We start from the raw sequence: 24,317 nt of genomic DNA on the forward strand, positions 1-24,317 counted from the left end.
CCCGGCAGCACCGCCGGTTCAGGCGGCCCCGCGGCGGGGCCGCGGCTGTCGGCGCCCAGGCGCGGCGCGCTACTCGGCCGCCGACCGTGCCGGGGCCTCCGCTTCTTCGCCAGCGCCGAAGCGCGCGAAGCTGTCATCCAGCCGCAAGGCCGCGTTGATCAGGGCCATGTGGGAGAAGCCCTGCGGCGTGTTCCCGCGCTGGGCCCCGGTGGCCGGGTCGATCTCCTCGGCGAGCAAACCGACATCGTTGCACCGGGCGATCAGCCGCTCGAAGGCGGCTTTGGCCTCATCAGTGCGCCCGCCGAGGGCGAGGCAGCCGACCCGCCAGAACGCACAGGCCGTGAACGTGCCCTCGTCGCCCTCCAGGCCATCATCCATGCGGTAGCGATAGATCAGGTCACCGACGCCCAGGTCCCGCTCGACGGCGGCGAGCGTCGCACGCATGCGCGGCTCCTTCGGGTCGAGGGCCCCGAACAGGGCCGCGCGCAGCACCGCGGCATCGAGGTGATGCGAGTCGTAGGCGCCGACATAGGCCTGCCGCTCGGGGCTCCAGCCGCGTTCGAGATACTCGGCGCGGATCTCGGCGGCGATGCGCTCCCATCCGGCGATCTTCTCCTCCGGTACACCCGCGATGTTGCGGGCGATCCGGGCCGCGTCCTTCAGCGCCACCCAGATCATCGCCTTGGTGTGGACCTGCTGGCGCGGTCCCGTGCGCAACTCCCAGATGCCGTGATCCGCATTGTGCCGGTGGCGGATGGCGCGGGCTGTGAGGTTGTCCAGAACTTCCGGCAGGCGGTCGTTGACCTTCTCGGGCGGGTCGTATTCCACCGCCTCCAGGAAGACGCACAGCGCGCGCAGCAGCTCGCCGTAGATGTCATGCTGGTCCTGAGCCGCCGCCACATTGCCGATCACCACCGGCCGCACGCCGTTCCAGCCGGCGAGATGGCTCAGCTCCTCCTCCGGCGGCATGACGTCGGCAATGCCGTACATCAGCCGCGTCTCTCGTCCGTAGGTGCCGTCGCGCTCGCGCAGGAAGCGCAGGAATTCGGCCGCCTCGCGGACATAGCCGAGCATCACGAAGGCGGTGACGGTGAAGGATGCATCCCGCATCCACGTGAAGCGGTAATCATAGTTGCGGTTGCCCGGCACCGCCTCGGGCAGACCGGCGGTGGCCGCCGCTACGATCCCGCCCGAGGGCGAGTAGGTGAGTAGCTTAAGGCACAGAGCCGACCGCATCACCGCGTCGCGATATGGGCCGCGATAGGTGCTGCGGGCAGTCCAGCGCCGCCAATAATCGGTGGTCGTCTCAAGGCGCCGTCGGGCGCCGTCAAAATCGTCGATGCTTGCGTCGTCCTGGTCCTCGCCGTGGGTCAGGACCAGATAGGCGGTCTGCCCCTCCGTCAGGCTGAAGCGCACCTCGGCCGCATCGCCGTCGAGGGTCGGACACGGCTCAGCGTTGACCCGCACGCGCCAATCCCCGGCCTCGAACAGCACGGAGCCGCCCTCAACCAGGGGTGTGCAGGGGCGGCGCGCGTAGTCGAATGTCGGCCGCACCCGGAACGCGCCCGTCACCCGACCGTGCTCGCAGGTGAGCAGCCGGATCAGCCGGCTCTCGCTCTCGCCGTCCGGGCCCTCGTCCGGTTCCGGGCTCGGGGGGGTGACCGGCATCACGTCGATGAGGCGCGCCCGACCGGTCTCCGTCGTGAAGGTGGTCTCGAGGATGTTGGTGTCGGGCACGTAGCGGCGCGCGCGCGCGCTCAGGCTGTCGAAGGCGACGCTGCACGCGCCGCCCTTGTCGTCGTCGAGGAGCTTCACGAACAATGCCGGCGAATCGTGACGCGGCCAGCACAGCCAGTCGATCGAGCCGTCCCCGGCGATCAGCGCGCAGGAATGGGTATCGCCGATGATCGCGTAATCGCTGATGGGCTTCGACACGGGGCTTCCGGGTGACGGCACCCGGTCCGCCGGGCAGAACAAGGCCCTGAGGTAGCCGGGTGGCGCCGGGCGGGGAGTCCCGCTCGACGATTCGCCGCACGATCGATCAGGCGGCGGGTCGGGGCAGCATCCGGTCGCTGATGATCCGCCGCTGGATCTCGCTGGTGCCCTCGAAGATCGTGGTCAGCCGCGCGTCACGCCAATAGCGCTCGACCCGGCGCTCTGTGGTGTAGCCATTGCCGCCGTGCAGCTGCATCGCCTGGTTGGTGACCCGCACCGCCATCTCGGTGGCCAACAGCTTCACCATCGCCGATTCGCTCTCGGCAGCTTCACCCTGGTCGAGGAGATGGGCGACCTGATGCCAGAAGGCCCGTGCCTGCGCGACCTCGGCGGCCATGTCGGCCAGCGCGAAGCGCAAAGCCTGGAAGTCGCCGATCGGGTGGCCGAACTGGACTCGCTCCTGGAGATAGCTCTGGCAGTCCTCGACCGCCGCCCGCGCGACGCCGACGGCCCGCGCCGCCGTGTGGACCCGGGCGATGTTGAGGCCGCGCTGGACGGCGGCGAACCCGCCCGAATCCGCGTCCGCTCCCTGGTCGCCGTAGAGCCCGGTGAGGCGGTCGCTCTCGGGCACGGACACATCCTCGAGGATCAGCTCGAAGGTCTCGAAGCCGTGATAGCCGATCTTGTCGATCACCCGGCCGGTCACGCCGGGCGGGAAGCTGTCGCGCTCCTTCAGCACGAGGAACGGCTCCAATCCGGCGGAACGCGGTTCCCCCGGCTCCGGATCGCGGGTGCGCGCGAGGACCTCGATGAAGTCGGCACCCTTGGCGAAGCCCGCCCAACGCTTGGTGCCGGTGAGCCGCCACCGGTCGCCGTCCCGCACCGCCCGGGTCTGCACGCCAGCGAGGTCGGAGCCCGCATTGGGCTCCGACAGGGAGATCGAGCCGATCCACTCTCCACGGGCCGAGCGTCGGAGCAGATCCGCCCGGCGCTCCGGATCAAGGGTCTGGGTGCCCAGGCCCTGGCCACGGGCCAGGATGCTGCCCACCGAGAGCCAGGCTCGCGCCAGCTCCTCTGAGACGAGACAGTACTCGAACACGCCGAGCCCGAGGCCGCCATGCTCCGCCGGGATCGTGATTCCGAACCAGCCCTTCTCGGCCATGGCGTCGATCAGCGCGCGCGGCATCTCGGCCTTCTGCCGGTCGAGTTCGTCGGCCAGCGGCAGCACCGTGTCGCGGGCGAAGGCGCGGGCCTCGGCCTGGAGTGCCGCCCGAGCCTCGGTCCGCCAGGGCGATGCGAGTTCAGGCGGCTGCGGCGCGATCACGTCCTTCCGATCCTCGGATCCGGTCATCATTCCTCCCTGTGATGTGACGCCGTGCGGCAACTCAGTTCAGGCCCGTGCGGGAAACACGCGCTTACAAATTGGTTCCGTCCCCCACCTTCGAATAATCGGCGGAAGGCGTCATAATAGCCTGATGATGCAGTCTGAACCGCAGACCGACTCCTTCGCGATGAGCGCTCCCGCAACACCCCACATCCTCGTCGTCGAGGACGATCGGGAAATCTCGGCTCTGATCGCGCGCTACCTGCGCGGCAACGATTGCCGCGTCACACTGGCGGGTGACGGGTCCGACATGGACCGGGTGCTGGCGGAAGCGCGCATCGACCTCATCGTGCTCGACCTGATGCTTCCCGGCGAGGACGGACTGAGCCTGTGCAAGCGCCTGCGCGGCACGTCGCAGATCCCGATCCTGATCCTGACGGCGAAATCCGGGGACGTGGACCGGATCCTGGGCCTCGAACTCGGCGCCGACGATTACCTCGCCAAGCCGTTCAACCCGCGGGAGCTGCTCGCCCGCATCCGCGCGATCCTGCGCCGGGTCGCGGCCGAGGCGCCGGACGCGGACGAGCGTCGGCGGCTGCATTTCTCGGGCTGGACCCTCGACGTGTCCCTGCGGCAGGTCCTCTCGCCCGAGGGCGCCCGCATCTCGATCACCGGGGCAGAGTTCGACCTCCTCCACGCCCTGTGCCTGCGGCCGGGGCGGGTGCTGTCGCGGGACCAGCTCCTCGACCTCACCCAGGGCCGGGCCGCGGGCCCGTTCGAGCGGAGCATCGACGTGCTGATCTCCCGGATCCGCCAGAAGATCGAGCGCGACACCCGCAACCCCGAATTCATCCGCACGATCCGGTCCGGGGGCTACCTGTTCACGCCTGAGGTCACGCGGTCATGAGCGGCCTGCGCCGGCTCCGCGCGCGGCTGCGCCCGAAGACCATCGCGGGGCAGATCGCGCTGCTCGTGGTCGCCGGCATCGCGGTGGCCCACGTGGTCGCCACCGCGGCGTTCCTGATGCTGCACGAGTCGCAGAATCCCGACACGCTGCCGGGCGTGGCCGCGAGCCGCCTCGGGGTCCTGGTGCGATTGCTGGACGCGGCCGACCCGGCGGCGCGGCCGGCCCTGCTGGCGAGCGGTCGCAGCCTGCCGCTCATCCAGGTCGAGCCCTGGGACGGGACCGTGCCGTCGGGGGCGAAGTCGCTCCCCGACCTGCCGGTGATCCGGAAGCTGCGCTACGGCGCCGGCAGGCCGGTGACGATCACCGATCTCGCCGCGGCCGATCCCGAGCGCGACCGGTCGGACGCGCGTCTGCATATCGGCATCGTCACGCCGGCGGGGGTGCGGCTCCAGGCGACGCTGCCGAACGATCCGCTCCGGGCACCCCGCCAGGGGGCGCTGATCTTCACCGTGGTGTTCCTGGCGCTGACGCTGGCGCTGCTCTGCGTCTGGGCCACCCGCGCCCTCACGGCGCCGCTGAAGCGACTCGCGGGCGCCGCCGAGGCGTTCGGCGCCCGCGATGACCACGTGGCGCTGCCGGAAGCGGGCCCGCGCGAGGTGCTCGCGGTGTCGCGGGCGCTCGACCGGATGCGGTCGCGCGTCCGCCGCCTGATCGACGACCGGACGCAAATGCTGGCGGCGATCAGCCACGACCTGCGCACGCCGATCACCCGGCTCCGGCTGCGCGCCGAGTTCATCGAGGACGAGAACGCCCGGGCTTCCACCCTGCGCGACCTCGACCAGATGAACGGCCTCGTCGAGGCGGCACTCTCCTTCGTGCGCGACGGCCAGATCCGCGACGCCAACAGCCACAGCCTCGTGGATCTCGCCTCGGTGGTCCAGACGGTCTGCGACGATTTCTCGGATTTCGGCGCGCCGGTGAGCGTCAGCCGCAGCCGACACGTCCTGGTCCAGGGTCGGCCCGAGGAACTCCAGCGGGCGGTGACCAACCTTGTGGACAACGCCGTCAAATACGGCGGCTGCGCGGAGGTTCAGATGGAGGCGTCCGCACGCGGTGTCCGGGTCTGCATCCTGGATTCCGGCCCCGGGATTCCCGAAGCGGACCGCGAGGCAATGCTCCAGCCGTTCGTCCGCGGCGACCGGGCCCGCAATCTCAACGAGGCCAGCGGGTTCGGCCTCGGCCTCTCGATCGTGCAGGCCATCGTCGAGGCCCATAACGGGCGCCTGCGGCTGGAAAACCGCCCAGGAGGCGGCTTCTGTGCCTCGATCGAGCTGCCCTTGGCTGCTCAGGCCTTCGCCGGCCGCGCGGCGCAGAAGCCCGCACCGTTTCCTGCCGAGGCGGCCTGAGACCGCCTCGGGTCTCGTCGGTCTACGCCGCCCGAACGTTGCGCAGGAACTGCGCCACCTCGGCGCGGAGCTGCTCCGAGCGCGCCGCGAGGGAATCCGAGGCCTGCGCCACCGAATCCGCGGCCTCGCCAGCATCGCCCGCGACCCGGGCAACCTCGGCGATCTCCAGGGTCATCGTGCCGGTGCCGGCAGACGCCTGACCCATGCTGCGGACGATGTCCTGCGTGGTGACGCCCTGCTGGTCCACGGCCGCGGCGATGCTGGTCGACACCTGATTCATGGCCTCGATCTGGGCCGTGATGCCCTGGATCGCACCGGCGGCGTCGTCCGTGACGGTCTGGATCGCGGCGACCTGCCGGCTGATCTCCTCGGTGGCGCGGGTGGTCTGGGCCGCGAGTTCCTTCACCTCGGCGGCGACCACCGCGAAGCCGCGTCCGGCCTCGCCAGCCCGCGCCGCCTCGATCGTGGCGTTCAGCGCCAGCAGGTTGGTCTGGCCGGCGATCGTCGAGACCATGCCAACCACATCGCCAATGCGCGTCGCGGCCGCGGCGAGGTCGGTCATGGTCTGCTCGGCCCGGCGGGCCTCGCCGACGGCGGTGGCGGACATTCCCGCCGCCTGCTCCACTTGGCGGCCGATCTCCTGAACGGTCGCACCAAGCTCCTCGGCCGCGGCCGCGACGGTGTTGACGTTGTCGGAGGTCTGCTGAGCGGCCCCGGCGACGCTGGTCGAGCGCACGGAGGTGCCGGAGACCGCGACACGCATGGTGTCCGACGCCCCCTGAAGTTCCGTGACGGCCCCCGTCAATCCCTCGACGATGCCGCCGACCGAGTGCTCGAAGCCGTCGGCCAGTTCCTTGAGCATGGCGCGGCGGCTCTGCTCCTCACGCAGACGCGCGGCTTCCGTCGTCTGGAGTTGCTGGGCGGCATCGTCCAGGGACATGTCGCGGATGGTCACGACAGCGCGGGCAATGTCACCGATCTCGTCCCGGCGCTTGCTGCCGGGCACGTCGGTCAGGGCCTGGCGGTCGGCGAGCGCCTTCAGCGCGCGGGTCAGGGCGCCGAGCGGCGCCACGATCGAGCGCGCGAGCAACAGGCCGAGCACCGCGGTTCCGGCCAGGACGAAGAGGCCCGTGAGGATCAGCATGCGCGACAGCGCCTGGACCGCGTCGATCGCCTCGGCCTGGGTCTGCTCGGCCACCACCGTCCAGGGCGCGCCGAGGACGGTCACCGGCGAGGCGGCTGCCATATGGGCGCCATCCGCGGCCGTGAAATCGAGGGGGACGCCGGCCTTGAGCCGGTCTGCGGCCATGCCGAGGCCGACGAGACCCGCGCCGGCATGCACAGCCGGGTTCAGCGGCGGGTTGCTGCGCAGGAGGCCGTCGGTACCGACCGCCAGGATCTGGCCGCTCTCACCGAGTCCGGTCCGCTTGGAGAGGGTCTGATCGAACAGAGCCGGCGTGACCCGCATGACGATGTAGCCGATCCGCTCGGCGGCCTGCGCGGTGCCCATGGCAACGTTCGCACGCTTGGTCATGGCACGACCGATGAAGGCGGCCGGGACCCCGTCCACCGGATAGGCGGCGAAATCCTCGAAGAGAACAGCGCCCGGATCGGCGGACTTGAGACGCTCGACGAGGCGCGCGAGCGCCGTGCCCGCCAGGCCCTCGTCCGAGACCGACTTGGCGAAATCGGCCCCCTTCGTCGTCGTGTAGTTGATCCGACCGTTATCATCGATGAACATCAGGTCGGCATAGCCGGGCTGCGCAACGAGCTTGCGCGCCACCTCCTGGACCTTCACGTGCCGGCGCCCATACATCGACGACATGCCGCTGCCGTCGAGGGCGACCCGCGCCTCGGTGGTCTGCGGCGCGCGGAACGCCTCGACGACGCTGGCGGTGTCGGGCTTCGCCGGGTCGAGAGCCTCGATCAGGTCGGGGAAGTTCGAGACGATCTGGGGATGGGCCGCCACCGCCTGGAAGTCGGCCTGGGCCCTGTCCGCCACCAGCTCGATCGCGTCCCGGCGCGCCGCCGCGGCGAGTTCGAGGCGCTCATGCGCGGCGGTCATCAACCCTGCCCGCGCCGAGTACCAGCTGAATCCGCCCATGGCGGTGGCGCTCAGAAGCGCCAGGCCGACGGTCGTCGCGGGAAGGCGCGTGCTCAGCCGCGATAGCGTGATCATGATGGCCCTGGACTTTTGAGAGATTCGTTTGAGGCGAACCAATCGCCCAATCCTTATAAAAATCTCGTAAACACCAATACACCGCTCAAAAGTTCTCCAAAGCCTGGACATACAACTTAGAAGACAGTCGGCTTCGGCGAACCCAAGTTGTGAATGGTCCATTCCCGCGTCTTGACAAGATTCCGCCGCGCGGATCGTCGTCGGAATCCTGCACGCTTGAACAACCCTCGCGCCGAGCGGGATCGGGACAAACGTAGAAAGCTGCCGACAAGACCGGCGGGACACGGACGGTGCTCACACCGGGAACCCGTCGCGCCCCGTCGGCGGCCTGGGCGAGAGAACGATGCCCCGGGCGCTGTTCGACACGGTGTGCTGCCGGCTTCCTTCCGCGGTGACGATGATGGAAGACTCGGACCCGCGATCGGGACCGGCGGGGCGGCGCATCCGCGGACCGGCGTCGACGGAGAGGCGGCATGTTCGTCAACGGTGACGCCCTGGCCGGCGCGTTCCGGTTTCTCATGATCGCCCTCGTCCTGTGCGTCGGGATCATCGTCGCGCATCTGGTCTGGGTCAGCCGGATCGCGCGACGGCCGGCATTGGCGGCCAAGCCGGTGCCGACGCGGTTCGCCATCGTGGGCGCGGCCCTCGCGACGCCCGTGGTCGGCTTCTACGCCGTCGAGATCGCGGCTCTGCGCCGCCGATGCGGGGACGAGTGCGGCGCTCGCAGCCTGCGCGGGCTCGCAGGGGCGGGCCTCCTGACCCTGGCCCTAGCCGCGGCCGGCACCCTGTACGTGGAATTGCGCGCCGCTCCTCAGGATCGATCTTTGTGGGACACGGCGCGGATCTTCGCAGGCCAGCTCTGCCTCCTGCTGATCGGGCAGGGTCTGGTCTTCATGATCCTGCGGGTGGTGACGGATGCCCGGCATTCGGCGCTTCCCTGGACCGCCCAACTTCTCGCGGCCGCGCTCCTCGTTCTTCTGCTCCTCTGAGCGCGTCTCCGGACGCGATGCACAAGATCCCGGCCCGAACACACCGTCACGGATCTTGCTGCCGATCCTGTCTCGCGGTCACCGTCATCGGCCGGTTATGAGTCCGAGTGGTAGAGCGGCCGCGGAGCACCGGCGCTTCGAGACGACGATGGAGATGGGATGAGCGGCGAAGCCCAGCCGGACCCGGCGCGCAGCATCGCGCTGATCGGAGCACCGATCGAGGTCGGAACCAGCGAGCCCGGCGCGCTCATGGGGCCGGCAGCCCTGCGCACGGCTGGCCTGGTCCGAGTGCTCTGCGAACTCGGCCACACCGTCACGGATCGCGGCGACATCGTCCCCGACGGACCTGCAGGTGCACGCGGACTCATCGGCGTGGCCGCCTGGACCCACGCGCTCTCCAGGGTCGTGGAGGATGTCCTCAACGCGGACAGCGTTCCACTGACCGCCGGCGGCGATCACAGCCTGTCCCTCGGCTCCGTCGATGGGGTGATGCGGCACTGCGCGCGGCGTGGCCAGTCGGTCTTCGTGCTCTGGCTCGACGCGCATGCGGACTTCAACACGCCGGCGACGTCACCCTCCGGGAACGTGCACGGCATGCCGCTCGCGGCCCTGTGCGGCGAGCCCGGCTTCCCGCCCCTGTTCGCCGAGCCGGTGCCGCAGCCTCTGCACCCCGCCCACATCCACCTGTTCGGCCTCCGGTCGATCGACGCAGGCGAGCGCGCGCTCGTGACGGAGCGGCAGGTCGGCGTCACCGACATGCGCACGATCGACGAGTTCGGGGTCGTGGCGCCGCTGCGGCGGGTGCTCGACCGCGTCGCGGCGCAAGGGGCGCATCTCCATGTCAGCCTCGACATCGATTTCCTCGACCCGTCGATCGCGCCGGCCGTGGGCACCACCGTGCCCGGCGGCGCCACCTTCCGGGAGGCGCACCTGATCATGGAGATGCTCCACGATTCCGGACTGGTGCGCTCCCTCGACGTCGTGGAACTCAACCCGTTTCTCGACGAGCGCGGGCGCAGCGCCCGGGTCTTGGTCGAACTGGTGGCGAGCCTGTTCGGCCGGCGCATCCTCGACCGGCCGACCCTGCCGATCGAGGCCCTGCCCGCAGAGCCGACCGGGCGGAGCTGATGGATAGTCCCCCCCTTCGTGCATCGTCACCGCCGGCGGAGACCGACACTGCACCGGCGCGCCAGCGCTCGAACGGACGCGTCCGGCTTCGGGTTGGGCCGGCTTGTCCCGGCGGCGGGACGCGGATCCTGGATCTCGCGGAATCCGGGCCGTCACGGCTGCGCTTCCCACGGGGCTCGGGCGCGCTCGAGACGATCCTCGTCAACACGGCGGGCGGCGTCGCCTGCGGCGACACCTTCGCCATCGACCTCGCCCTCGAACCGGCCGCAGATCTGGTGCTGACCACCACGGCCGCCGAGAAGATCTACCGCTCGGACGGTCCCGTGAGCCACATCGCGAACACCCTGACCCTGGGGGCGGAGGCGCACCTCGCTTGGCTGCCGCAGGAAACGATCCTGTTCGATCGCGCCCGGGTGCGGCGCCGCTTCGAGGCCGATCTCGCCGAAGGAGCCGCTCTGCTCGCCGTAGAGGTGGTAGCCTTCGGCCGTGCGGCCAGGGGTGAGCGGATCGCGGACGGGCTGTTCGCGGATTCGTGGCGGATCCGTCGGAACGGGCGGCTCGCCTACGCCGACGATTTCCTGCTGGACGGCCCGATCAGCGATCTTCTCGCCCGCCCTGCCGTCGGCGGCGGCGCACGGGCCTGCGCGACGATCGTCGACGTCTCCTCCGGGGCCGAGGCACGTCTGGAAGAGGTGCGCACCCGTCTGGCCGAGGCCGCGTCGCCGGGAACCCATGCGGCGGCGAGCGCCTGGAACGGGCATCTGGCGGTCCGTGCGCTGGGAGAGGCTGTGGGGCCGCTGCGTGGCGTGATCGCCCGCTTCCTCGCCGGCTATCGCGGCCTGCCGATGCCGCGGGTCTGGCAGAGCTGACACGGTCTGCACGAGGCGCAGCCTCGGAGCCGTTGCCTGGGACGGCCGACCTCTGCTAGAGACGCGCACCCGGAGCTGTCCGCCAAGCTCCGGACGGGACGGCGGCGCCGTTCAGGAAGGCCTCGTGGCGGAGTGGTTACGCAGAGGACTGCAAATCCTTGTACGGGGGTTCGATTCCCTCCGAGGCCTCCATCCTTCCAGGCTGATCCGGCCATGATGCGCCGGTCCGGGAGCCGGCGCACCGTCATGCGCCGTGGACCTGCTTCATAAAGGTCTCGATCGCCTGTTGCAGGCTGTGCGTTCCGGCATTGACCCGCGCCGCGCTACCGCGCACCTGCCCGGCCTGCGCCTCGTTGGAGGCGGCAGCGGCCTGAACGCCGGCGATGCTCTCCGAAACCTGCCGGGCCTCCGATGCCGCGCCGAAAATCGCCCGCGCGATCTCCTGGCTGGCCTGGCCCTGCTGGTCCGTGGCGTCAGCCACCTCGGAGGCGATCAGGCTCATCCGGGCGATGGTCTCGCCGATCGTATCGATCGCGCCGACCGTCCGTCCCGCTGCACCCTGGATCGAACCGACCTGCCCGGTGATGCGATCGGTTGCGAGCGCCGTCTGGCCCGCGAGCGCCTTCACCTCGGCGGCAACCACCGCGAAGCCGCGCCCGGCGGCGCCGGCGCGGGCGGCCTCGATCGTGGCGTTGAGCGCCACGAGGTTCGTCTGGTCCGCCACGTCACGGATCAGCGTGACGACGGCGCCGATCTCCTGGGCCGCCCGCGAGAGGTTCATCACCGTCTCCTTGAGACCCTCGGTATCGGTGAGCGCGGAGGAGGCAATCTCGCTTGTGTAACGGACCCGGGCCTCGATCTCCCGCGCCGAGGCCGAGAGTTCTTCGGCAGCGCTGGCGATGCTGTCGACGAGGCCTGCGCTCTGGTCGGAGGCCTCTGCCACGCGGGCAGCCTCGGACGCCATCGCGCCCGCATTGCCCGAGAGGGTGTCGGCCGACGTCTGCATCGCCTCGGCGGAACCGGCGAGATCGGCGACGGCGCGATGCGTCTCGGCCTCGAAAGCGTGGGTTGCGGCGTCCAAGGCCTCGGCCCGGTCGCGGTCCCGATCGCGGCGCGCCTGCGCCTCCGCGTCGAGATCGCGTTTCTCGATCAGGGCCCTCTGGAAGGCCGCGATGGCGGCAGCCATCTCGCCGATCTCGTCGCGGCGGTGCGTGAACGGGATCGTACGACCGAGATCGTTGGCGGCAAGCGCCGTCATTCCATCCTTGAGCCGATGCAGGGGCTGCCGGACCTGGCTCACGATGATCCAGATCGCCGCGAGCAGACCCAGCGCCAGCGCCGCGGCCGGCACGATCACGAGGGTGATCCGCGCCTGGCGGCGGGCGGCCGCGTCCTCGGCGCGGCGGGCATTCAGCCGGTCCAGAACCTCTCGTCCGAGGGCGCCGATCTCGGCGACCATGCGCTCGCGGTTCTTCACGGTGGATTCATCCGTGGCCTGGATCAGGGCGGCCTTGGGCGAGACCGTGAGACCGAGTTCGGCCGTGTCGGTCTGATAGGCGATGAACTCCTTGACGAAGAGATCAAACCGGCGACGGCGGTCTGCGGGAAGCTGATCCTCCATGGCCGCCAGGAAGGGAACCCGCACCTGTTCCACAGTCGCGAGAGCGTCGTGCAGGGCCGACAGACGCGTGCGCGCGTCTGACGTGTTCTCCGCCGTGTAGAGTGCCGTGGCCTGGACCACGGCGTGCTCGATCGCTTGGCCCAGGGCCCCCGCCTGCAGCCCTGCATTCCAGATCCGGTCCGTGGCGGCGGCGCGCTCCTGCTCCCAGTTCGATTGCCGAACCGAAAAGGCCGCGATGCCGATCGCCACCAGAGCCAGCACCCCGATCACTGCAAAAAGCTTCAGGCCGAGTGAGATGCGCATGGGACGTGCCGCCTTGGCCAAGGTTTCGGATGGCCAAGCTATGCAGAAACAAATCGAACTTAACAATTAAATACAGCCGGCAAAATCATTTCTTTTATACTGTGCGGATTTTGATAATTTGCCGACAAACCACTGGCCCATTCAATTTGATTACAATTGCAATACGCCGGTTGTTTCCAGATCTGATCCGATCGAGCTGCCCCTGTGCAGTCGAGGAGGATCCCTCGCCAGGAGCCTGGTTGGGGTCGAGACTGAATTCGCGAGGGCGCCATGGGTGGGCCGCGTCTTAGACTGCCCAGCGCAGGGGCGTCTGGTCAGCGGTCGGTCATCGCGCCGATCGACCCGTGCGCCGCGCGGGGTGGACCGGCCGTCGCGTGAGGAGGGCGGACACGATCTCCCGGCAGAGATCGTCGCGCTGCGCCTCCACGAGGTCGGGCAGAATATCGGCCTCCTGCTCGTCCAGGGCTGCGATCAGACGGGGATGGTCGGCGGCCCATTCGAAGGCGACACGCACTTCACGCTCCGCATAGGGGTCTTGGGGGTTGAGGCAGCGATGGGTCAACATGGCGACACCGGGAACAGCCGGCACGCCGGCGGGGTGGCTCCCGTAGGATCGTGTCACGACAGCCGGATGACCGCGGATCCGTGGGGACATTTCGACGGATGACATCGTCGGTCGGGGCCGGCAGATTGGTGTTGCCGGTCAGCCACGCGGCGGCCCATCCGACCCCATCGGCGGGGATCATGCGCCGCTCCGAAGACCGCTACGCGCCAGATCGTCGGCGGAACATGCATCGAGGCCCTTGCGTCCGGCGATCTCGGTGTGTAGAGACCCCCTCGTGATCCCCGATAGCTCAGTTGGTAGAGCAGGCGACTGTTAATCGCCTTGTCGCAGGTTCGAGTCCTGCTCGGGGAGCCATCACTTCTCCCAATACAATCAGGCGCTTAGAGAAGACGGGGCGATAGCTTCGCGTTACCGCGGATCGCGCCCCTGTTGCCGAGGCTTGTTTCAGCCTTGTTCGCGCCCTTCGGACAAGTTCGTTGCACGCAGAAACCGTGCGTCGTTCCATCACCGACGCACGGTTTTATCCTGTTCTTCCCAGAAAAAGGTGTGTGGCATCACCCGGCGGCCGGGCCTTCCCCGCGGCCGCCGCGGTAGGCTTGCCGTAGACTCGGCGGCCGATCCCGCAGCGCCGGGATCTGGGAAAGCCGGCTGGGTCCACCGGTGCGGGCTTTCCTGTCAAAGGCGATGGCGGCCGACAGGTCTGCCGTGATGCTCTTCAGCGGATTGGTTCTAGATCGATGATGGGACCGCTAACGTCGAAGAATTCGTCGTCGAGCACTGGTGCCAACTCAATGTCTTCGCGCCGTGGCCTCAGCGGCAGGAACGTGGACAGCATCCCGAGACACAGCGCCCCGGCAAGCAGGGCGGCCAATAGAGCAAGGGTCATGGATGCCACCGGTCGCCGTGACGAGACCGGGAAGGTGAACCGGTAAGCTTAAGTTTCAGTTTCGCTTGGATGGTCTGCGGCTGTCGCTGCCGGCCGTCCCATATGTAAGCCGCGTTGCGTATCAGCTCGACCAGTACGCTGATGAGATCAGGCGCTCTCTCGCCCCGTGAGCAGATCGGGGCGGGATCGAGCGGATGCCGCCGGGACTACACGGTATCGCAAATTTTGGCCGCTGCCATCATCGCGGCGCCGCCGCTTACCAGTGCGATGATGATGATGCACCGATGGAAGCGGTCGTAGATGTCGATGGGCATCGTCAGTGGCTCATAAGAGCGACGCCCCTGAAGGCCGGAGACGAGCACGCGTCACAAGGCCTAAAACTTAACAGTTCGGAATTTCAAATCCCGCGTTGTTCGCAGGTCACAGCGCCTAGCAGGCGATGAGTGTTATCTCCTGTCGCAGCTGGGGGGCAATTATGAATCTGTTATTCCATGTTCTATCGGCCTTCGCGGGCGCCGTCCTTTCGGTTGCCGGTACATGGCCTTGGTTGGGTGCGATCGCAATCCTTGTGGCACCGGTCGGGGCCACCGTGGCATGTGCTGCAAGCGCAGCCTTACTGTTTGCTGTGAGGCGCACGCCGCCAGTGAGCGCTTACGCTTCTCGTGTCGTCACTTTGCATAGCCAAAAGCGGCAACAGCAACTGAGCGCAGGTGTGAAGAGCTCTGATCATACAGAGATGAAGCGTTCGGCCTGACTTTCCCTCTCCCGCATTCTTGGTCCGACCGGTAGGGCCGGACGCCCGAGATACCGATCTGGCAGTTCGCTGCGCGGGATCGCTAGAACGGCCACGCCTCATCCTTCTGCTCCGACACCGCTCGCTCGCCCGGCGCGACGAGCTCCACGATCTCGTCGAGCGGCTGCGTCACCCGGATGGTGCGCCCCGCCGCCGTGATGAAGGTCTCGTTGCGCATCAGGTCCGTATCGCTGAGCGCCTGAACGCTCGTGACACGCAGCAGGTGGCGGCAGCCGTCGCCATCCTGCACCTGAAGGAAGTTCCCGATCCGCCGAACGGCCGACATGGCGCTCTCCCATCTGGCTGATGGATTCCCGATCTACGCGCCCTGCAGGCTCTCGGCGAAGTCGTCCGGGATCTCGCCCCACGCACCGAGAATCGTGACGCCCTCCAGCTCGCCGGTCTCGTCGTCAGCCACCACCTTCAGCGCAGCTGCGCCCGGCATGCGCCTGGCCAGGTTTTCGGCCTTCTTCACCGCCCCGCTCTCGGTCTGTGCCGGCTCCTGCCGGGCCGGCCGTAGCCGTTTCCGGTGCACCTCAAACGACTGCACCACGAACGCCGTCTTCATCGCCATCGCCGCCTCTCGCTCGCCTCAGCCTGTCACCCGCTCTCTACCGGTCGTGCAGTCCGCATAAGACACAGCTGCGACCGGCATTTCGACCCGAGCTCACTTTCGTCCACCGGCCGGGAAGAAACGTCTCGTCCGCCGATTGCACGCGGCTCGCGCACATGCTTGGTTCTGTTTTTGTTCTAACACGGCCAAGCCGCGGGTGCACCTCAACCGGATCGACGCGCTGCTGGTCCAGACCCCGACGCCGTCCCCGTGTTGTTGATCGCGCCCTCGAACAACGACGGCTGCGCCATCGCCCGGACCGCCGAGGCCAAGGCGGTCGGCGTCCGGATGGGCGACCCGTACTTCGAGATCCGCGGCCTGTGGCATGCGCAGGGGGGGGCGGATGTTCTCGACGAACGACACCCTCTACGGCGACGTGTCGGGGCGGACCAACACGGTGTACCGGCAGCTCAGCCCGCAGGTGGAGATCTACTCCATCCACGAGCGTTTCCGGACTCCGTCTGACGCGGCGCCGGCGCTCCGGGTCGAACTCGCCCGCGATCTGCGCGCCGCGGTGCGGGCCTGGATCGGCATCTAGACCTGCGTCGGCATCGGACCGGCCAAGACGCTGGCCAAGCTCGCCAACCACATCGCCGAGGGCGAGCCGACGCTGGAAAGCGTGTGCGACCTCATCAATCCGGCGGCCTATGCGCAGTGGCTGTGCGAGACCGACGTCGCCGAGATCTGGGGCATCGACCGGGCCTCACTCGCCAAGCTTCAGGCGATGGGCGTCGAGAGCGTGACGCATCTGCGCAACCTCGACCCGCGTCCCATGCGCGAGGGTCTGACCGTTGTGGGCGAGCGGATCATCCACGACCCGCGCGGCATGGCCTCCCTGCCGCTGGAGATGGTGCCGGCGCGGCGGGAGGGCTGTGCAGTGGCGCGCGCGCTCTCCAGCCCGATCACCATACGGACGGTGCGGGACGAGGTGGTGGCGGCACGCGAGACTCGGCTCGGCGCGGCGAGAAGCTGCGACGCGAGGGGCTCGGCACCGATCATGTCACGATCTTCTACCACACGAGCGAGCACGGCCGGGACGAGCCGATCCGCTCCGTCTCGACCACGGCGCGCCGGCAGGAGCACGGCTCGGACACGCTGGCGCTGATCAAGGCGGCGCGGCACAGGACGACACAGGTCAGCGATTTGCTGCACTCGCGATCGCATGCTGCCGCACGCGCTATGGTACACTAACTCAGCTTGTCGTCTGGCTCGGTAGGCTCCACGCTCGTACCGAGCGCTCCACCTTGAGGCGAATCCGTCCGACCGTGCCCGTCCCGGTTCGATATGGCGCCGTGATCTGGATTGCGCCCGTGGTTCGGATGCGTCGCCTGCCGGTGGGCCTGTGCCAACTCCCTGTGGGTCGGCAGCGCCCGCCAAGGAGCGGGGGCGGCCCCCAAACGAAGCACCGTAGGCGCGCGCGTGAAATACACCGCCAGCACCACCCACGGGACGACGAAGACAACAAATGCGGCGAGACCCATGACGATGCTCCGCGAATATTTGCCAGCGATGGTAAGAACGCTGTCGATCCACCACTGATCCCAACGGGACGAAATCAATTTATGTCGCGCCGCAACACAATGGTGGTTGGTGGCTGGGCCGCGCAGCATCGCGTCATTCTGGCAACACCGAAAGCGGAGACGCCGATACGCTTGATCACGGTCCGTGATTTGGCTCGAAGCGGGCGGAAGCGGGTACTACCGCCGAGCAGCGAGAGACAGGAGCCTGTTTAAAGGCTCCGAAGCTGATGTCTGCCCCTGGAAAGGTCCGCATCGGGTGGATTTCCGCCTGTCACTGTCCGGGCGAGGCAGGCATTTGAGCGGATAGCCGTTCCGCACGTTCTCGATCCGTAGCAGGCTTCGAGAAGGTCTGGTTCCAGGTACCCGACGAAACAGCCGTCACGACAGGGCCGGGCAGAGGTTGAGGCGCGCGCTTTTGATCAGGCCAAGCTTGAGCGGTCCTCAGCTCCTGCTGATCCGATCCGTTCAGACATTCGGGGTCCTGCAGGGACGTTCGTGCCACCATCGCGGGAGCGAACGCATTCACCCCGCGCGTCCGAGACGGTGTCAGAATTTGCGTAGGAGGGGGCTCGGCTCGGGCATTTCGTCCTTGTCCTGGTAGATCGGCACCGTGGCGCGCAACCAGCCGCGGGTCTCGAGTCCGGCGTAGTTGCGCTGAACGACGTCCCGCGTGACATAGGCTTGAAGATTGACCGGACCGAAATTGTATCCGACCAGGCCGCCTACAGCGAACTGGCCCTGCCGAGCATAGGACGGGTTGGTGGTCGGCAGGTCGGTCGATCCGAAGGCTACCGGCCCGATCTCCCACTTGCCGAAATGCTTGGTGGCCGTAAGGTCGAGATTGAGGAAGTCGGGGTAGAAACTACCGCTGGCCGACCGCGTATCGAAGAAGGTCCCGTATAGGAAGTTGCCAGTCAGGTTCCAGCCATCGCCATTGTAGGTGATGGCGAAGCGTTGGTGCAGAACCGGATTTTGGATGACGATCTTGGTGTCGCTCGGAAGGTACGCGCCGAGCAGATAACTGAAATTGAGGTTGTTGCCGAGCTTCCAGGCCACCTGTGCGGCGAGCAGCGTCTGACCGAACCCGCTTTGGTACGCCGCGCCCCGCGTGCTCGAAGCCGTGATCGGCTGCAACACGACCAATTGCAGTCGGCCGCCAACCACTTCGGCTGGTGTCGCCCAGATGAAGGACGGCAGGTTGATGTTCGAGTCGGTGCCGCGTGGGGTGATAGCGCGCGAGCCGAAACTCGACGTGTCGATGAAGTAGAGTCCAATCGGCAACGGGGCGCCCGGGGCTTGCCCCACGGTTTGTCCAGGCTGCGCCGACGAGCCTGCCTGCGCGGAAATGGTGGCCCACCCGCAGGTGAGCGCGGCAGCGATGGCAGCGGTATGGGTTGCCCGGATAAGCCCAGCTGTCGTCATTCCGCGGCCCAAACCTCTCCGTCGTCGGATCGGCCTTTATTGCATGCCGGCACGGATTAAGCGGCCTTCTCGTGCGTGGCGTGCAGAGTTGCGAGGCGAGCGTAGCCATCGGGCAACAGCCGACACAACGAAGGCTTGCATTCCCGGTGAGGCCCGGCGAGTGGCGGAGCATCCGCTTCCGGGCGAAAAGCCAGAGCCTGCTCACACCCGGAGCCGAAGTTTCCGGAGGACTGGCGAGCGGCCGCTTTGGAGAAGCGCCGACGACGGCCGGGCGGCTGGGTTGGGTCGGTCGCCGGACCCGAGTGGCTGCTGTGATGCCTCGAGCTGCGTCACGACCGCGTGATGTTGGAAGGGGCCACCTTCGAGGCGGCCCCTGCCGAGAATTCAAAGATCGCGTTGTGCGGGTAAGCCCGCGCGCTTTACCGTGCGGGTGCAGTGGCGCTCCCGCCTGCTCCGACGCCAGGACGCGCAGTCCCGGTTCCGGGCACCGCCGCGGCGCCAGCTGCGGGTGAGCGAGTGCTGGTGCCTGTCGTCTCTTCGGTCGCCTTCTGCCCTTCGCTCTTCACGGAACCCGGGTTGTTCATGTTGCCCGTAGCGCTACCGCCGCCGGCTGGCTGTTGGGCGTAGGCTGTGCCGGTCAGAGCAACAGTAAGCGCGGCCGCAAGGCCGTACATCTTCATGCGCATAGGCGGCTCCTCAATCGTCCCAATTTCGGGATCGTACATCAACGCTGCCCGCGCACACTTTGTTCGGTAGAGCCCAACCATGATGGCCGCGAGGACAGAAGGGAGGTCGAGTCTCATCGAGGCGAGGATCCAGTGGTGGGCACCTGCCGGCGGTGCTGGTGACCGCAGGTGGGTTAAGGACGAGGGGACCCTGTGGAAGCCCCTGGTCGGTTTGGGGGATTTCCGCCAATGCGCATTCGGGCGCCGGTGCACGAAAGCGGAAGTCGCCCCCGCTCACGATCCGTCGGGACCTTCTTCACCGCACCAGTACCTCGAGCCCTGAACGGGGCGCAGATTCGCTGCGCTTGCGCAAAATTGCCGGGCGCGCAGGCGTTTCACCGGAACCAGCTCAGGCCGCAAAGCACTCAAAGAGCTGGAAATCGTTACTGACGATCGACTGACCAGAAATCCTCTCGGATTGCGGAACGGTTTTGCCAGCTTTTCCGTAACTTGACCAATCGAGCCGCGATAGCGCGGGTGAGAAGACCGAGGCGGTCCAAGCATGAAGCGCGCCCCATTCCGCATCATGATCCGTATCAACGGCGATCAGCGCATCCTGCTCGCGACGTCGGAGCGAGAGGCGGCGCTCAAGGCCGAATCCGTTCTTCGACGATATGACGCCCCGCCCGGCGCGGCGGGTTTCATCATCGAAGCGACCGACACCCAGGCGAGCACGCGCATAGCGGCCTATCTGGCCGACGTGGCCCTCGAGATGGAAATCGCGTGATGGACCTTCGAGGATGACTGTGTCGGACAACGGGGTCCCATACGTGCTGGGTGCCGCGGGGGTGCGATCGGTCGTGATCATCGACGGCGGCAGCACATTGGCGGTCCGATTACGTTCGCCCAACGACAATGAGTTCTGCGTCTTGCTGCCGATCGCTGTCGTGGGCGACCTCCTGTTCCAGCTCGCGGATGTGATGAGGCTCAGCCGTGACCCACTTCCATGACCGAAAGGATGCCAGCATAGGCGAAGGCGATGACCCGGTGCTGGACGCGGTCGCCGTCCTCCAGTGCCACGGCTACACGGTTGAACCGGATGACGACTTCGCCCGCTGGCGGATCGACGGCGGTGACTGGATCACGCTCAACGCCCTGTTTGTGATGGCTTTGCGGTTAGGCTTGAGGGACGGGCCAGGTCGAGCACAGTAGCCGTTGCCGGCGAAACCAAGATCCCGACCGACGCGGGTTTCGCCGATATGATCCTGGGAAGGCTCACGGCAAACCCTCAACTGGGCCAATCCAACACTTGGTGCCGTCCGCTCAGGACCTCGGATCGGCGTTGTCCGTTGGCCCACGAATGACCGCTTTCGGGAAGCGCCGACGGCTCTCTTCATGACTGGCATGGGTCGGGCGCCGAATGGCCGGTGCAGGTGGATTCCTGTCGATCTGCTTGCGAGCAGCGCAGGCCTTGAAGCCGATGTTCTTTGCAGGGCCGCAATTGGCCAAACCCTGCTTGGGCGGGCATGCCGTATCGGCGCGCATCAGCCGCTGCCGGTCACGTGCGCTCCTATGGTGATGGTGTCGTCAAGACCAAGGGCCCGTTCCGGGTCGCGACAACCGTGTGCTCGTATTGCACTGTCGGAGCTCTTGGCTGGCTATAGAGCGTCCAGCCATCGTCGCCATCCTCGGCAAATTCTGCACCGAGAGACAGGAACGGCTCGACGGTAAAGACGAGCCCGTCCGTCATGATCCGCCGTTCTGAAGCATCGGGCCAAGTTGCGATCTCCGTCGGCTCTTCATGCAGCGACAAGCCGACCCCGTGGCTGGCGAGATTGCGCACGAGCGTATAGCCGTTCTGCCGAGCGAAGGTGCCAACGGCTCGACCGATGCCGGCAAATGGCTTGCCGGTGCTGACCTGACGCAATCCGGTCCACATTGCTCGACGCCCGTCGCGACAGAGCCGTTGGACCGCTCGTGTCACCGGAGGCACAGCGAACGACGCGCCCGTATCTGCGAAATAACCATCCTTCTCGGCGGAGACATCGATATTGACGAGGTCTCCCGCCCTGACACGACGATCGCCGGGGATGCCATGGGCGATCTGCTCGTTGACACTGATGCAGGTCGCGCCCGGGAAGCCGTAGACCAGTTCGGGAGCCGGGCGAGCACCGGCCGCGTTCAGGTGGTCCCGGCCGATTTGGTCCAATTCACGCTCGGTCATGCCGGGCTCGATGGCGCGGCCCATCACCTCGAGCGTGTCGGCAACGATGCGTCCGATCGTCTTGAGCCCTACGAGGTCGTCGTCGCTCGACACGGTCATGCGGTATCTCTTGCGAGCCCCAAAGAGGCTGTAGTGGAGCGAAATTCTAAAGTCCGCAATTTCCATATCGTTGCTGACCGCCGTCCACGCAGAGCCTCAAGCCACGGCTCATCGCAGATGACCGCTTCAAGGCGCTCGTGATGACGTTCCACATGCCTGACTGGGATCGAGTTTGTTGAAAGACTTGGGTCCTGTTCGAAGCAACGCCGCCAAGGATCTCGGCCCGAGAACTATCCACTATAGTTGAGCCCGTCATAGACTGCAGGAGCTGGATCGCACCGGCGGAGAGAGGTAAATTTTCTCTTCAGGCACCGTCTCTGGTGACATTTGGGGTGCTGGCACCGCGTTTTTCATCGAAACCGGTCGAAAGCGGCCTTCGCGGTCCTGAGATCGTGCTCCGGTATCAGGTCGAAGAGACGTGAACGCGGCCTCCACGGACCGCCACCGCGTCGAGTTCCGCCGGGTCTGAGTGTCGCCAAGCCGTCGGCCTCCAGGCACGCCAGCGCTCAGGCGGCGTGTTTGGCGCGCTCCCGGCCGGGCGGCCCGGCGCGCTCGGCGATCTCGGTGGGCGTAGACGGCTCGGATTTGGGCGTGGCCAGGAAATGCGGGCGGATGTCTCGGCGCGGCCGGGCGCCCCGAGACGGTGGAGCGTTCGGCATGCTGCTTACAAGCCATCCACGAACATGAGCAGCAGCGCTGAGACCAGCAACAGAGGAGCCAGAATGCTCGCTGCAAGCACGTCGCGCCTCTTCATTGCGTCACGTTCCCAGCGGGCGGCGGCCAGGTTCAATGCGGCGTAGCCGGTGATCGGCCCTGAAAGCCATAAGGCAGCGAACAAGATCCAGCCGGTGAGTGTCTGCGGCGTCATCGCGCTTGTCGCTTCTATCCCGACGACTTACGCCGACGCCGCTGCCAGCAGGCAACTGCGTGCGGTCTCGAGCCGCTCGTCGTCCGACCGTCCCGGCATATCGGCAGCGATCCTCGCGACGATCTCCCGCGTGGCCGCCTCGTCCAATCCTAGCGCGCGCGCAAATCCGTCAAGGCGCCGCATCATGTGCTGGATCGCCGCGCGCTGGCGCGAGGCCTCCGGTTGAGCAGACCCGACATCCGTCACCGCCACCGCTCCTCCTTGCAGGCGAGAAGGTGGACCACGTGCATGCAGCGCGCTTGGGCCGTTTGCGATTTCGCACCCGCCATGCACGCCTCCATGCCAATCGACAGCAGTCCGAGATCCAGGTCTTTCTCCGATGCACAGGTGAAGATCGGCTCAAATCCCTCGAAGCGGCTTACCCGCCAGAAAATGACTACGATCAACACCAAGCAGAACGCTGCAACCAGGATCTTGTTGTCGTAGAACCAGTGCCGGCCTTCGGCTGTGGCAACTCGTCCGCTCATCCCGTCACCGACTGTGCCAGCAGGATCGCGGTTCGGACCATGTGCCGCTTCCAGACCGGCTTGTCGGTGGTCAGCGCCTCGGCCGCGCGCGTGTTCGCGCGGAGCGTCTCGACGAGGTTGAGGGTCCAGCCCTTCGCGAGAGGGTACGATTCGGAGGCGAGGTCGGCCAGCACCGCGTGGACCGTGGCGTCGATGTCCTGGTCGCTGACCTCGGCGGCCTTGCGCAGCTCGGGGGCGGTCGCGGGTTCTTTGGCCATGGTGAAGAGCTACCGGAGGCGGCCTCAGCCGTCCATGAGGCCCATGCGTATTGCCTCATCGAGGAGCTCAGTGCCGGTCATCACCTCGCCATTCACCCGCCACAGCGCGGGATCTTCGGCAAACGGCTCGACCAGGTAGCCGGCGGCGACCAAGGCCGCGACAGCTTCGGGAATCGGATTGCGGGCAGGACACATTGGATGAGGCTAACGTGGCGGGGGGAGGGGGTCTATTGCGCGCTCGGAGGCAGACGCCGCGAGGTAACGCGCTCGCGTGAAATCGGTAGGATCGTCCCGAATGTTAGTCGCCTTGTCGCAGCTTCGAGTCCGGCTCGGGGAGCCACAAGACCGGCTCCATCACAATCAAGACTTTCAGCGCCCTCGCCGATACGAGGCCGCCGCTACACGGCGCCACGGTGAGGGCTCGACTTTTCCGCGTCCGCGGCAATCCGCTTTTCCAAATCGGCGCTCAAGCTCAAGATACGCGACCCGAACGACTTTGCCGTCGTCAGCAAGCCACGGACCCGTCGCTCAGCGACGGCGGGCGCGGAGCGCGTACAGAACCGCGAAGGCGATGATCACGCCGACGAGCAGCAAGGATGGCATGCCGAGGAGTCCGTTGGACTGTGCCGGCTCGGTTCCAGGTGTTGGATTGATCGCCTGCGCGTGAACGCGGGCGGCTGCCAAGCCGAGAAGCGACACCGCCAGGGAAACCGGTCTCCACATGAGGCGTCTCCGCCGTTGAACAGGAGGCCGGCAGACGCCCGGCCTCCTCAAAGCCGGATACCGAGCGCGGCGCGCCAACAAGGGTCTGCGACCGCCATGCCCGGCGCGGTCGCGGAAGACGCGGCCGACGCGCCGCGCCTCTGGGACAACCCGGCGAAACTTCTATGAGTGCTGCTGACGCTTCAGGCTGCTCTGCGCCCCGGAATCGTCTGTCTTCGGGTTTGCCATGCCGCTGGTATTGCCATCCTCTTCAGGCCCCACATCGGCGAGCACCTGCCGGTTGCCGGCATGGTCCTGATACTGCTCCGTCTGAACGTTCTTGCTGTCCAAGCCGCGCTCATCACTGTGTCGCGACTTATCACGGTTGCTGAGCACCATGTTCTCCGGCAACACGCCGTCGGGCAGCTCCGACATGGCCCCTGTTCCGGAGCCCTTGCCCTGGGCGCCCGGGCCGACCTTGTGTCGACTTGCATTCGCCATGATCATCCTCCGGT

Annotated in this window: 24 protein-coding genes, 2 tRNA genes and 1 pseudogene; 10 read left to right on the top strand and 17 right to left on the bottom strand. The window is 67.3% G+C overall.

Annotated elements, in window-relative coordinates; genetic code table 11:
* Positions 1-69 precede the first annotated feature (69 nt).
* Positions 70-1,935 (bottom strand): glycoside hydrolase family 15 protein, encoded by a 1,866-nt coding sequence (locus CIW48_RS01630; protein ID WP_149308448.1) that lies wholly within the window; start codon positions 1,933-1,935, stop codon positions 70-72.
* A gap of 106 nt (positions 1,936-2,041) precedes the next feature.
* The gene (locus tag CIW48_RS01635) at positions 2,042-3,286 is read right to left on the bottom strand and encodes an acyl-CoA dehydrogenase family protein (RefSeq protein ID WP_149308450.1); all 1,245 of its coding nucleotides are present in this window, start codon (positions 3,284-3,286) and stop codon (positions 2,042-2,044) included.
* Between the two features lie 124 nt (positions 3,287-3,410).
* Between CIW48_RS01635 and CIW48_RS01640 the strand changes: the two genes are divergently transcribed.
* Positions 3,411-4,166, top strand: coding sequence for a response regulator (locus tag CIW48_RS01640; RefSeq protein ID WP_173009149.1), 756 nt, complete (start codon positions 3,411-3,413; stop codon positions 4,164-4,166).
* Positions 4,163-5,572 (top strand): ATP-binding protein, encoded by a 1,410-nt coding sequence (locus CIW48_RS01645; RefSeq protein ID WP_149308454.1) that lies wholly within the window; start codon positions 4,163-4,165, stop codon positions 5,570-5,572. The genes CIW48_RS01640 and CIW48_RS01645 overlap by 4 nt, the downstream gene beginning before the upstream one ends.
* A 22-nt stretch (positions 5,573-5,594) precedes the next feature.
* Here the strand turns inward: CIW48_RS01645 and CIW48_RS01650 are convergent, their stop codons facing one another.
* Positions 5,595-7,751 (bottom strand): methyl-accepting chemotaxis protein, encoded by a 2,157-nt coding sequence (locus tag CIW48_RS01650; RefSeq protein ID WP_149308456.1) that lies wholly within the window; start codon positions 7,749-7,751, stop codon positions 5,595-5,597.
* 473 nt (positions 7,752-8,224) lie between these two features.
* Here CIW48_RS01650 and CIW48_RS01655 point away from each other — a divergent pair, with 473 nt between their 5' ends.
* The 4 genes from CIW48_RS01655 (at position 8,225) to CIW48_RS01670 (ending at position 10,929) form a co-directional block, all read left to right on the top strand.
* Positions 8,225-8,740 carry a hypothetical protein gene (locus tag CIW48_RS01655; RefSeq protein WP_149308458.1) on the top strand — a complete coding sequence of 172 codons (516 nt, stop codon included), beginning with the start codon at positions 8,225-8,227 and terminating at the stop codon, positions 8,738-8,740.
* 159 nt (positions 8,741-8,899) lie between these two features.
* A complete protein-coding gene (gene rocF, locus CIW48_RS01660) occupies positions 8,900-9,868 on the top strand; it encodes an arginase (RefSeq protein ID WP_149308460.1) in 969 nt (322 codons plus the stop codon).
* Complete coding sequence (locus CIW48_RS01665; RefSeq protein ID WP_149308462.1) at positions 9,868-10,737, top strand: urease accessory protein UreD; 870 nt, start codon at positions 9,868-9,870, stop codon at positions 10,735-10,737. The genes rocF and CIW48_RS01665 overlap by 1 nt, the downstream gene beginning before the upstream one ends.
* A 118-nt stretch (positions 10,738-10,855) precedes the next feature.
* Positions 10,856-10,929: transfer RNA gene (locus CIW48_RS01670), tRNA-Cys, on the top strand.
* Positions 10,930-10,981: 52 nt separating this feature from the next.
* Here CIW48_RS01670 and CIW48_RS01675 read toward each other — a convergent pair.
* Positions 10,982-12,661 carry a HAMP domain-containing methyl-accepting chemotaxis protein gene (locus tag CIW48_RS01675; protein WP_149308464.1) on the bottom strand — a complete coding sequence of 560 codons (1,680 nt, stop codon included), beginning with the start codon at positions 12,659-12,661 and terminating at the stop codon, positions 10,982-10,984.
* Between the two features lie 325 nt (positions 12,662-12,986).
* A complete protein-coding gene (locus CIW48_RS01680; RefSeq protein ID WP_246695088.1) occupies positions 12,987-13,175 on the bottom strand; it encodes a hypothetical protein in 189 nt (62 codons plus the stop codon).
* 329 nt (positions 13,176-13,504) lie between these two features.
* Here CIW48_RS01680 and CIW48_RS01685 point away from each other — a divergent pair.
* Positions 13,505-13,580, top strand: a tRNA-Asn gene (locus CIW48_RS01685).
* A 361-nt stretch (positions 13,581-13,941) separates the two neighbouring features.
* Here CIW48_RS01685 and CIW48_RS33070 read toward each other — a convergent pair.
* From CIW48_RS33070 to CIW48_RS01695, 3 genes are all read right to left on the bottom strand, one after another.
* Positions 13,942-14,112 carry a hypothetical protein gene (locus tag CIW48_RS33070; RefSeq protein WP_173009150.1) on the bottom strand — a complete coding sequence of 57 codons (171 nt, stop codon included), beginning with the start codon at positions 14,110-14,112 and terminating at the stop codon, positions 13,942-13,944.
* 836 nt (positions 14,113-14,948) lie between these two features.
* Complete coding sequence (locus CIW48_RS01690; protein ID WP_149308468.1) at positions 14,949-15,191, bottom strand: hypothetical protein; 243 nt, start codon at positions 15,189-15,191, stop codon at positions 14,949-14,951.
* 33 nt (positions 15,192-15,224) lie between these two features.
* Positions 15,225-15,479 (bottom strand): hypothetical protein, encoded by a 255-nt coding sequence (locus tag CIW48_RS01695; protein WP_149308470.1) that lies wholly within the window; start codon positions 15,477-15,479, stop codon positions 15,225-15,227.
* 243 nt (positions 15,480-15,722) lie between these two features.
* Here CIW48_RS01695 and CIW48_RS01700 point away from each other — a divergent pair.
* Positions 15,723-16,640: pseudogene (locus tag CIW48_RS01700) on the top strand (Y-family DNA polymerase); the annotation flags it as partial.
* A gap of 944 nt (positions 16,641-17,584) precedes the next feature.
* On the opposite strand, the gene CIW48_RS01710 reads toward CIW48_RS01700, so the two are convergent.
* A complete protein-coding gene (locus tag CIW48_RS01710; RefSeq protein WP_149308472.1) occupies positions 17,585-18,460 on the bottom strand; it encodes a transporter in 876 nt (291 codons plus the stop codon).
* A 1,227-nt stretch (positions 18,461-19,687) separates the two neighbouring features.
* Here CIW48_RS01710 and CIW48_RS01720 point away from each other — a divergent pair.
* Both CIW48_RS01720 and CIW48_RS01730 read left to right on the top strand, forming a co-directional pair.
* Positions 19,688-19,912, top strand: a complete 225-nt coding sequence (locus tag CIW48_RS01720; protein WP_149308476.1) for a hypothetical protein — start codon at positions 19,688-19,690, stop codon at positions 19,910-19,912.
* Positions 19,913-20,118: 206 nt separating this feature from the next.
* Entirely contained in the window at positions 20,119-20,337 is a 219-nt protein-coding gene (locus CIW48_RS01730) for a hypothetical protein (protein WP_149308480.1), read from the top strand.
* 358 nt (positions 20,338-20,695) lie between these two features.
* On the opposite strand, the gene map is transcribed toward CIW48_RS01730, so the two are convergent.
* From map to CIW48_RS01765, 8 genes are all read right to left on the bottom strand, one after another.
* Positions 20,696-21,448: a type I methionyl aminopeptidase gene (map, locus tag CIW48_RS01735; RefSeq protein ID WP_149308482.1), complete on the bottom strand. Its 753-nt coding sequence runs from the start codon at positions 21,446-21,448 to the stop codon at positions 20,696-20,698.
* Between the two features lie 664 nt (positions 21,449-22,112).
* Positions 22,113-22,316 (bottom strand): hypothetical protein, encoded by a 204-nt coding sequence (locus tag CIW48_RS01740; protein ID WP_149308484.1) that lies wholly within the window; start codon positions 22,314-22,316, stop codon positions 22,113-22,115.
* Positions 22,317-22,343: 27 nt separating this feature from the next.
* A complete protein-coding gene (locus CIW48_RS01745; protein ID WP_149308486.1) occupies positions 22,344-22,568 on the bottom strand; it encodes a hypothetical protein in 225 nt (74 codons plus the stop codon).
* Positions 22,559-22,843, bottom strand: a complete 285-nt coding sequence (locus CIW48_RS01750) for a hypothetical protein (RefSeq protein ID WP_149308488.1) — start codon at positions 22,841-22,843, stop codon at positions 22,559-22,561. The genes CIW48_RS01745 and CIW48_RS01750 overlap by 10 nt, the downstream gene beginning before the upstream one ends.
* Complete coding sequence (locus CIW48_RS01755) at positions 22,840-23,100, bottom strand: hypothetical protein (RefSeq protein WP_149308490.1); 261 nt, start codon at positions 23,098-23,100, stop codon at positions 22,840-22,842. The genes CIW48_RS01750 and CIW48_RS01755 overlap by 4 nt, the downstream gene beginning before the upstream one ends.
* A gap of 24 nt (positions 23,101-23,124) precedes the next feature.
* Positions 23,125-23,253, bottom strand: coding sequence for a hypothetical protein (locus CIW48_RS34445; protein ID WP_281407326.1), 129 nt, complete (start codon positions 23,251-23,253; stop codon positions 23,125-23,127).
* A gap of 375 nt (positions 23,254-23,628) precedes the next feature.
* Positions 23,629-23,823, bottom strand: coding sequence for a hypothetical protein (locus tag CIW48_RS01760; protein ID WP_149308492.1), 195 nt, complete (start codon positions 23,821-23,823; stop codon positions 23,629-23,631).
* 162 nt (positions 23,824-23,985) lie between these two features.
* Complete coding sequence (locus CIW48_RS01765) at positions 23,986-24,303, bottom strand: hypothetical protein (protein WP_149308494.1); 318 nt, start codon at positions 24,301-24,303, stop codon at positions 23,986-23,988.
* Positions 24,304-24,317: the final 14 nt, after the last annotated feature.

The organism is Methylobacterium sp. P1-11, assembly GCF_008329595.1.
GTDB lineage: Bacteria > Pseudomonadota > Alphaproteobacteria > Rhizobiales > Beijerinckiaceae > Methylobacterium.

Bases quoted from the DNA above. Each gene is read 5' to 3' on its own strand.
- CIW48_RS01635 (WP_149308450.1), bottom strand. From the start codon at position 3,286: ATGACCGGATCCGAGGATCGGAAGGACGTGATCGCGCCGCAGCCGCCT.
- CIW48_RS01640 (WP_173009149.1), top strand. From the start codon at position 3,411: ATGATGCAGTCTGAACCGCAGACCGACTCCTTCGCGATGAGCGCTCCC.
- CIW48_RS01645 (WP_149308454.1), top strand. From the start codon at position 4,163: ATGAGCGGCCTGCGCCGGCTCCGCGCGCGGCTGCGCCCGAAGACCATC.
- CIW48_RS01650 (WP_149308456.1), bottom strand. From the start codon at position 7,751: ATGATCACGCTATCGCGGCTGAGCACGCGCCTTCCCGCGACGACCGTC.
- CIW48_RS01655 (WP_149308458.1), top strand. From the start codon at position 8,225: ATGTTCGTCAACGGTGACGCCCTGGCCGGCGCGTTCCGGTTTCTCATG.
- rocF (WP_149308460.1), top strand. From the start codon at position 8,900: ATGAGCGGCGAAGCCCAGCCGGACCCGGCGCGCAGCATCGCGCTGATC.
- CIW48_RS01665 (WP_149308462.1), top strand. From the start codon at position 9,868: ATGGATAGTCCCCCCCTTCGTGCATCGTCACCGCCGGCGGAGACCGAC.
- CIW48_RS01675 (WP_149308464.1), bottom strand. From the start codon at position 12,661: ATGCGCATCTCACTCGGCCTGAAGCTTTTTGCAGTGATCGGGGTGCTG.
- CIW48_RS33070 (WP_173009150.1), bottom strand. From the start codon at position 14,112: ATGACCCTTGCTCTATTGGCCGCCCTGCTTGCCGGGGCGCTGTGTCTC.
- CIW48_RS01690 (WP_149308468.1), bottom strand. From the start codon at position 15,191: ATGTCGGCCGTTCGGCGGATCGGGAACTTCCTTCAGGTGCAGGATGGC.
- CIW48_RS01695 (WP_149308470.1), bottom strand. From the start codon at position 15,479: ATGGCGATGAAGACGGCGTTCGTGGTGCAGTCGTTTGAGGTGCACCGG.
- CIW48_RS01710 (WP_149308472.1), bottom strand. From the start codon at position 18,460: ATGACGACAGCTGGGCTTATCCGGGCAACCCATACCGCTGCCATCGCT.
- CIW48_RS01720 (WP_149308476.1), top strand. From the start codon at position 19,688: ATGAAGCGCGCCCCATTCCGCATCATGATCCGTATCAACGGCGATCAG.
- map (WP_149308482.1), bottom strand. From the start codon at position 21,448: ATGACCGTGTCGAGCGACGACGACCTCGTAGGGCTCAAGACGATCGGA.
- CIW48_RS01740 (WP_149308484.1), bottom strand. From the start codon at position 22,316: ATGACGCCGCAGACACTCACCGGCTGGATCTTGTTCGCTGCCTTATGG.
- CIW48_RS01750 (WP_149308488.1), bottom strand. From the start codon at position 22,843: ATGAGCGGACGAGTTGCCACAGCCGAAGGCCGGCACTGGTTCTACGAC.
- CIW48_RS01755 (WP_149308490.1), bottom strand. From the start codon at position 23,100: ATGGCCAAAGAACCCGCGACCGCCCCCGAGCTGCGCAAGGCCGCCGAG.
- CIW48_RS01760 (WP_149308492.1), bottom strand. From the start codon at position 23,823: ATGTGGAGACCGGTTTCCCTGGCGGTGTCGCTTCTCGGCTTGGCAGCC.
- CIW48_RS01765 (WP_149308494.1), bottom strand. From the start codon at position 24,303: ATGGCGAATGCAAGTCGACACAAGGTCGGCCCGGGCGCCCAGGGCAAG.